The 6,809-nt window shown below is 71.1% G+C and carries 5 protein-coding genes; all 5 read left to right on the forward strand.

Going from position 1 to position 6,809, the window contains the following annotated elements; genetic code table 11:
- Positions 1-528: 528 nt before the first annotated feature.
- Positions 529-1,359, forward strand: a complete 831-nt coding sequence (locus MUU72_RS34740) for a single-stranded DNA-binding protein (protein WP_248017451.1) — start codon at positions 529-531, stop codon at positions 1,357-1,359.
- A 232-nt stretch (positions 1,360-1,591) separates the two neighbouring features.
- The gene (locus MUU72_RS34745; protein WP_248017452.1) at positions 1,592-2,998 is read left to right on the forward strand and encodes a Cys-Gln thioester bond-forming surface protein; all 1,407 of its coding nucleotides are present in this window, start codon (positions 1,592-1,594) and stop codon (positions 2,996-2,998) included.
- A 389-nt stretch (positions 2,999-3,387) separates the two neighbouring features.
- The gene (gene ettA, locus MUU72_RS34750; protein WP_248017453.1) at positions 3,388-5,052 is read left to right on the forward strand and encodes an energy-dependent translational throttle protein EttA; all 1,665 of its coding nucleotides are present in this window, start codon (positions 3,388-3,390) and stop codon (positions 5,050-5,052) included.
- Between the two features lie 5 nt (positions 5,053-5,057).
- Entirely contained in the window at positions 5,058-5,555 is a 498-nt protein-coding gene (locus tag MUU72_RS34755) for an acyl-CoA thioesterase (RefSeq protein WP_248017454.1), read from the forward strand.
- The gene (locus MUU72_RS34760) at positions 5,552-6,508 is read left to right on the forward strand and encodes a DUF8010 domain-containing protein (RefSeq protein WP_248017455.1); all 957 of its coding nucleotides are present in this window, start codon (positions 5,552-5,554) and stop codon (positions 6,506-6,508) included. The genes MUU72_RS34755 and MUU72_RS34760 overlap by 4 nt, the downstream gene beginning before the upstream one ends.
- Positions 6,509-6,809: the final 301 nt, after the last annotated feature.

Raw genomic sequence — 6,809 nt, forward strand, 5'->3', positions numbered from 1 at the left:
GCCTCCTGCCTCCTGCCTCCTGCCTCCTGCCTCCTGCCTCCTGCCTCCTGCCTCCGGCGTCCGGCGTGCGCCGGTGTCCGGCCGTACGCGCCGCCCTGCCGGGTGACGGAGTTGTCCACAGACAGCGGGTTGTCCACAGCCCGCGGCGGGCTGCGCGGGATCCGTGCAGCATGGAAACCGCGAAGCGCAGGCGGCACGGCACGGCGTCACCGGACGCAATGCACCGCAGGGCAACGGCAATACGGGGCATGGCCGACGCAATACGACGGCGGTACGGGCAACGCGGCGCAACGCGCAGCAATCTGACGCAACAGGGCGGACGTCCAGACGACGTCCCGAGGAGACAACAACACGCAGCGAAGAGAGACGAGAGCGGGCGACAGCCGAAGGAAGCCGGCAGCGAGTACGCAGGACCGGCAGCACGTACTCGGGAAACGGGCGAACCGGGAACCACAACGGAGTTCAGCGCGAGGAACAGCGTAAGAAGCAGCGCGAGAAGCCGGAACGGGAAAAGGCGGGGGAGCTTTCATGAACGACACGATGGTGACGCTGGTGGGGAACGTGGCCACGGCGGTGGAGCACCGGGAGACGCCGGCGGGGGTGCCGGTGGCGCGGTTCCGGATGGCCACGACATCGCGGCGGTGGGACCGGGCCCGGGAATGCTGGACGGACGGGGAGACCAGTTTCTACACCGTGCGGTCCTGGCGCGCGCTCGCGGACAACGTCGCCGCGTCGGTGGCGGTGGGGGAACCGGTTGTCGTCCAGGGGCGATTGCGGCTGCGGGAGGGTGAGCAGCCGCCGGAGAAGGGCGGTGGCCGCTGGTTCGCGGCGGAGATCGAGGCCCTGGCGATCGGCCATGACCTGGCGCGCGGGACGTCCGCGTTCCGCCGCGTGGCGCGGTCCAGGAAAGAAGAGGTCGGCAATCAACCGGACACCACCCGGCGGGACGGAACTCAGGTGACTTCCCCTCAGCCGACCGCCACTCAGTCGAAGAGCAGCCAGTCGAAGAGCGATCAGCCGAACGGAACCCCACCGCAAGGGGCCCAACCGCAAGGGGCCCAACTGCCGGGCCCTCAATCGCAAGGCCCTCAATCGCAAGGCCAGCGTCCGCAGGGGATTCAACTGTGCAACGCTCAACCAATCGCCGAACCCTGGGCGTTGGAGAAAGGGAATGCGGGGCCGGAGCCGGCTGCGGAGCCAACGGCAGGGTCAGAGGCGGGAGCGGAAGGAGACGCGGGGCCGGAGCCGGCGGCGGTGGGGACGCCGCGGCCCCAGGGGCGGGCGGAGGATCGCACAGTGCCGTCCGGGCGGGCCGCGAAGGCGTCGGGCAATTCGGCGCAGAAGGTATCTGTGCCCTGAAAATGACCGGCGATTTGTCGATAATGTCAGCTCACGGTGCGGGTATTCGGTAACGATTGCGATTCGGATCGCTTATAGGACGCTATTACCGGGGACCCTGATGCGCCTGCTCCATAGGATCCGACGAGTACTCACGGGGGCTGACCAGGCTGACCAGTTCGGCCGTTGAGTTCTTGGGATCTGTCCGGTGAGGCGACCTCTCCAGCGGACCGCCTCGCCCAGAGGGGAAATCATGCTTTCGATGAAGGGGCGCGGCGCAGCCCGCCTTGCCGCCGCGGTCGTGGCCTCGGGCCTCATCGCGGCGGGCACGATAGCCACCGCGGGGACCGCCGCGGCGGACGACCCGGCTACGCAGCAGGGCGGGGGTGCCACCGCCACGCTCCGTGGTCTGAAGACCTTCGACCAGGCGGTGCTCCACGGCAACGGCGGGGACCAGCGCGTCGGCGCCGGCCTCTTCGAGATGTCGGTCGACAACGGCGGCACGCTGCAGACCTACTGCATCGACGTCCACAACCCGACCCAGCAGCAGGCCCGCTACCAGGAAGTCGGCTGGGGCAAGTCCTCGCTGCACGACAACCCGGACGCCGGCAAGATCCGCTGGATCCTGCAGAACTCCTACCCGCAGGTGAACGACCTGGCGGCGCTGTCCGCCAAGGCCGGTGCCGGGCAGCTGACGGAGAAGACCGCCGCGGCCGGCACCCAGGTCGCGATCTGGCGCTTCTCGGACCACGTCAAGGTCGACGCGGTCGACCCGGCGGCGGAGAAGCTCGCCGACTACCTGGAGAAGAGCGCGCAGAGCGTCGCCGAGCCCAAGGCGTCGCTGACCCTGGACCCGCCGGCGGTCTCCGGCAAGTCCGGCAGCAAGATCGGCCCGGTCACCGTGCACACCAACGCCGACAGCGTCACCATCGCCCCGGCGGCGGACGTGCCGGCCGGCGTGAAGATCGTCGGCAAGGACGGCAAGCCGGTCACCAGCGCCGCCGACGGCAGCCAGCTGTTCTTCGACGTCCCCAAGGGCGCCGCCGACGGCACCACCTCGCTGACCGCCCAGGCCGCCACCAAGGTCCCGGTCGGCCGGGCCTTCACCGGCATCGGCGAGCACGCCAAGAGCCAGACCCAGATCCTGGCCGGCTCCAGCGAGTCCACGGTCTCCGCGGCCGCCACCGTCTCCTGGAAGAAGCAGGGCGCGATCCCGGCGATCACCGCCGAGAAGGACTGCGCCAAGGGTGGCGTCGACGTCACCGCCAGCAACAAGGGCGATGAGGCGTTCCGCTTCCAGCTGTCCGGCAAGGACTACGAGGTCGCGCCGGGCGCGTCCAAGACCGTGACCGTCCCGGTCGGCGAGGACCAGCCGTACCAGATCACGATCACCGGCGCGAACGGCTTCAAGAAGACCTTCTCCGGCGTCCTGGACTGCAAGACCGCGGGCAGCGGCGGCCAGCCCTCCGCCCACCCGAGCCCGGCCCCGGCCGGCGGCACGTCCGGCGGCAGCACCACCGGCGGGCACGGCACCGACCTGGCCGAGACCGGTTCCAGCAGCGCCACCCCGGTGATCGCGGGCGTCGCGGTCGCCCTCGTCGTGGTCGGCGGTGCGGCGGTGTTCTTCCTGCGCAAGAAGAAGGCCGGCACCTCCGCGTGAGCGAGCGGACCGGACCGTCCTCGTGCGTGAGGGGAGCGGCACGGCCTCGTGAGTGAGGAGAGCCGCACGCCCCTCTGAGCAGGAGGACCGGACCGTCCGCGGGAGCGAGGCGGTCGGCCGGCCCCGTCGCCGAGCGACGCGGTGGCCACCGGGCCCGGGCCGTCCACAGGCCGTGACCGGAGGATCACCGGAGGCACACCCCCGTGGCCCCGGAGCGAGACAGTCGCTCCGGGGCCACGGCCGTCCGCCCCCTGACACCCGTTTCCGTCCGGGGATGGACGTACGGCAAGATGGGGTGTATCTGCCCTCGCGCGGCCACGCCGCACCACGGCCCAGGCGGCGGAGCCCCACAGACCACCTGATAGATCCAAACTGGCGGACGGTTTCTCTTGGCTGAGTACATCTACACGATGCGCAAGACGCGCAAGGCGCACGGCGACAAGGTCATCCTCGATGACGTGACGCTGAGCTTCCTGCCGGGCGCGAAGATCGGTGTCGTGGGTCCCAACGGCGCCGGTAAGTCCACGGTGCTGAAGATCATGGCCGGTCTTGAGCAGCCGTCGAACGGCGACGCCTTCCTCTCGCCCGGTTACACGGTCGGCATGCTCATGCAGGAGCCGCCGCTGGACGAGTCCAAGACGGTGCTGGAGAACGTCCAGGACGGCGCGCGCGAGATCATGGACAAGCTCAAGCGCTTCAACGAGGTCGCCGAGCTGATGGCCACCGACTACTCCGACGCGCTGATGGAGGAGATGGGCAAGCTCCAGGAGGACCTGGACCACGCCAACGCCTGGGACCTCGACACCCAGCTCGAACAGGCCATGGACGCCCTCGGCTGCCCGCCCGGCGACTGGCCGGTCACCAACCTCTCCGGTGGTGAGCGCCGCCGCGTCGCGCTGTGCAAGCTGCTGCTGGAGGCCCCCGACCTGCTGCTCCTCGACGAGCCCACCAACCACCTCGACGCCGAGTCGGTGCAGTGGCTGGAGCAGCACCTGGCCAAGTACCCCGGCACCGTCGTCGCCGTCACCCACGACCGGTACTTCCTCGACAACGTCGCGGGCTGGATCCTGGAGCTCGACCGCGGCCGCGCCCACGGCTACGAGGGCAACTACTCCAAGTACCTGGAGACCAAGCAGACCCGCCTGAAGGTCGAGGGCCAGAAGGACGCCAAGCGCGCCAAGCGCCTCAAGGAAGAGCTGGAGTGGGTCCGCTCCAACGCCAAGGGGCGGCAGGCCAAGTCCAAGGCGCGTCTGGCGCGTTACGAGGAGATGGCCGCCGAGGCCGACAAGATGCGGAAGCTGGACTTCGAGGAGATCCAGATCCCGCCGGGCCCGCGTCTGGGCAACGTCGTCGTCGAGGTCAACAACCTCAACAAGGCGTTCGGCGACAAGGTCCTCATCGAGGACCTCAGCTTCACCCTGCCGCGCAACGGCATCGTCGGCGTGATCGGCCCGAACGGCGCCGGCAAGACCACGCTGTTCAAGATGATCCAGGGCCTGGAGACCCCCGACTCCGGCGACATCAAGGTCGGCGAGACCGTCAAGATCTCCTACGTCGACCAGAGCCGCGAGAACATCGACCCCAAGAAGACCCTGTGGGCCGTGGTCTCCGACGAGCTCGACTACATCAACGTCGGCCAGGTCGAGATGCCCTCGCGGGCCTACGTCTCCGCGTTCGGCTTCAAGGGCCCGGACCAGCAGAAGCCGGCCGGCGTGCTGTCCGGCGGTGAGCGCAACCGCCTCAACCTCGCGCTCACCCTCAAGCAGGGCGGCAACCTCCTGCTCCTCGACGAGCCGACCAACGACCTCGACGTCGAGACGCTGTCCTCCCTGGAGAACGCGCTGCTGGACTTCCCCGGCTGCGCCGTGGTCGTCTCCCACGACCGCTGGTTCCTCGACCGCATCGCCACGCACATCCTGGCGTACGAGGGCAACTCCAAGTGGTTCTGGTTCGAGGGCAACTTCGAGTCGTACGAGAAGAACAAGATCGAGCGGCTGGGTGCGGACGCGGCCCGCCCGCACCGTGCCACGTACAAGAAGCTGACCCGGGGCTGACCGACGTGCGCCACCTGTACTCCTGCCCCCTGCGCTGGTCGGACATGGACGCGTTCGGCCACGTCAACAACGCGGTGTTCGTCCGCTACCTCGAAGAGGCGCGGATCGACTTCATGCGCCGGCTGGCGCCGGGGGGCGGCAGTGCGTCGTTCAAGGGCGGCTCGGTCGTCGCCCGGCACGAGATCGACTACCTGCGGCAGCTGGTCCACCGGCCCGAGCCGGTGACCGTCGAGCTGTGGGTCGCGAAGATCAGCGCCGCGTCGATGACGGTGGGGTACGAGGTGAAGGACGAGGACGCGGTGTATCTGCGGGCCTCGACCGTGGTCGTGCCGTTCGACTTCGCCGCGGGGCGGCCGCGCCGCCTCACGGCGGAGGAGAAGGCGATCCTCAAGGAATATCTGGACGACGCGGCCCACGAGGACGGCGCGGTGCGCCGGGGTGGTGCCGTGGAGGCTGCCGGGCGGGGCCGCGCCGGGCAGCAGGAGGGAGCCGTCGCGCGATGACGGTGCTGCACCTGGCCGACGCCGGGGAGGCAGCGGATCTCGCCGCCTTCCTCGCCCGGCTCCTTCACTACGACCGCGGGGCGGCGGTACGGATCCAGGCCGGGGGCGGCGTGCTCGCGGTCTTCGGCCGCCCCCCGTCGTTCGAGGTCCTGGCGATCCGGACGGCGCGCTTGGCTGCGCCGGGCGGCGGTGGGCCGGAGGCCGCGTCTGCCGGGGCGGCTGCGTCCGGCGGGGCGGATGCTTCTCGTGAGGTGGTTGCGTCTGGTGGGGCGGATGCTTCTCGTGAGGTGGCTGCTTCTGGTGGGGCGGTTGCGTCTGCCGGAGCTGGGCGGGCGCCGGTGCTGGATGTGACGGTGTCCGCCGGTGAGCTGCTGGAGGGCATCGCGGAGGCGGAGGGCCGGCTCGCCGTGCCCGCCGCGGTGACCGGGCCGCCGTGGGCCGGGGTGCTGCCGCCGCGTGGCGGCTGGACGCGGGTGCCGGGGCTCCCCGCGCCGGAGGCGCTGGTCCGTGCGGTGTCCGCCGCGGTCGCCGAGTTCCGGGCGCGGGACGAGGCGTTGCCGCCGCAGCGGCGTACGCGGAGTGAGCGGGACCGGATCGGGCGCGAGATCTGGTCGCGGCGGCTGGGCGATACGGAGTTGCCGCTGCGGGCGGTGCATGCGGCGCAGGCCCTGGGGTTCCTGCGGGGGGCTCGGACCGCCGGAGTGATGGCGGGGGCCGGGGCGGTGTCCGGGGCCGGTGGGGCGGGTGCTGGTGCCGGTCGTGGGGGCGGGGCTGGTTCCGGCTCTGATTCCCGGTCCGGGTCCGGATCTGGTTCCGCGGGGGCGTCGTCGTTGGCCTTGCTGGCCGCTTCGGGGTGGTTGCGGCTGAGTACGCCGTACGGGTCGGTGGCCGTCCGGGCGGGCGGGCCGACGGGGTTGGCCGGGCTGTCCGGGTTGACGGTCACGCCGGTCTGAGGGGTCGCGGCGGGCGGTTGCCCGGGGTGCGGGGCAGGGTGTCGGGGTGGCCGGCCGGCCCGCGGGGCCGGGCCGTGAGGGATGTGCCCCGGACCCGCCCCTTCCCGAAACCGGGGCCCGGCCCCGGACCCGTTGATGCCGTTGCGCCTGGTCGCTTTGCGCTGTTCGCCTGCCGGGCCTGTCGCCTGCCGGCCTGCTCGCCCTGTCGGCTCGTGAGCGCCCTGCGGGCTCGTCCTCGAACGCCGGACGGGCTGGGAGGTGGGGTGGGGCGCTGGGGTGGGGCCCGCTGTGGGGGCTGGGG

This window comes from Streptomyces rhizoryzae (assembly GCF_023155275.1).
Lineage (GTDB): Bacteria > Actinomycetota > Actinomycetes > Streptomycetales > Streptomycetaceae > Streptomyces > Streptomyces rhizoryzae.